Here is a 1,215-nt window from a genome sequence, read left to right on the forward strand (position 1 = left end):
TCCTAGATTCCAGAGTCAAGCGCACAGCTGTACGAACATTCTTTAAAAGAGTATAATGAAAGGAAAGTATTGAGGTATGAGACGTTTTACTACAAAGAAATAATATCAAAATTGCCAAAGGTAGAACTGGACAAAATAGATGAAGCTGTCGGTGCCGATTACAGGGCTAGCAAACTTACAGGGGAAAATATATTTAATTTGCTGCTATATAACATATTGGAGAAAAATGAGCTGAGTTTGCTCACTATTGAGGAAAGTTATCACCGCATGTTTAACTTCGATACACGTCATTCATCAGTTGCAAGTCGTTTGGAAACAATACCTACTGAGTACTTTGAAAAGATTTTTTGTTTATTTTACAGAGTTTTTGGAGCTCAAAAAAAATTGATGATCATAGATTCAACAATACTTCAGCTATCAATAAATTATTGCAGCTTGGCATTCCCTGCAAAAACATAAAATATTGCCCAAAAAACGTGATAAAATGTATAATTGCAGCAGATGGAAGATTTGCAAAGCTGCTTAATTTATATACTCAAGCAGAGGGTTTTTCAGATAATAAATTTGTTTCGAGCTCAATCACGGTAAAGAGTCACATATTTGATCGTGGTCTACAAAAAACGTGCAACTTTTGAGGAGTTTATAAAGGAAGGCATACCCCGCAGTAATGATAATATTCGCTATAAAATAGTTCGAACCCACCAAGAGGTTGAAGGTCTGAAAACAAAAATACTTGAACTGACGGAGGATGTCATAGTCAGATTGGGGCAAGATGGTTCGAGATTTTTGTCATTTAAGATCAGGTTGATTATGGCGAAAAGTCAGGTAAGTGGTTAGGTTCTTACATTTTTAACTAATATCTATGGAGTGTCTGCTATAGAGACCTGTGATATCTATAAAAAACGTTGGTCAATAGAAGTGTTTTTTAGATTTATCAAGCAGGAGCTCAACCAAAGCATTTTCTTGGATACAGCAAAAACACTATTATGGTTACACTGTACATGATTCTTATAGTTTCCATTTTACTAACAGAAAACGCAGCGGAATGGAGAGCTATAAGTTCATTAGGCATGCTTTCATGAACGGGCTTAGACTTGAAATCCTGAAACCAGTCATTGAATACTGTGGTGGAAATCCAGACAAAATCTAAGATTATTACCTTCTTTCCTTTCCATAATTAATATTCGTACAGCTGTGCATCACGCGCTGGAATGA

General features: G+C 35.6%; 2 protein-coding genes. Both read left to right on the forward strand.

The annotated features are described in order from the left end of the window. Positions 1 to 69 precede the first annotated feature (69 nt). Positions 70 to 459: a hypothetical protein gene (locus IHO13_RS05490; protein ID WP_225538632.1), complete on the forward strand. Its 390-nt coding sequence runs from the start codon at positions 70 to 72 to the stop codon at positions 457 to 459. Positions 460 to 606: 147 nt separating this feature from the next. After that, complete coding sequence (locus IHO13_RS05495) at positions 607 to 837, forward strand: hypothetical protein (RefSeq protein ID WP_225538633.1); 231 nt, start codon at positions 607 to 609, stop codon at positions 835 to 837. Positions 838 to 1,215 lie beyond the last annotated feature (378 nt).

The sequence above is a fragment of the Wolbachia endosymbiont of Mansonella perstans genome (assembly GCF_020278605.1).
In the GTDB taxonomy this organism is placed as follows: domain Bacteria; phylum Pseudomonadota; class Alphaproteobacteria; order Rickettsiales; family Anaplasmataceae; genus Wolbachia.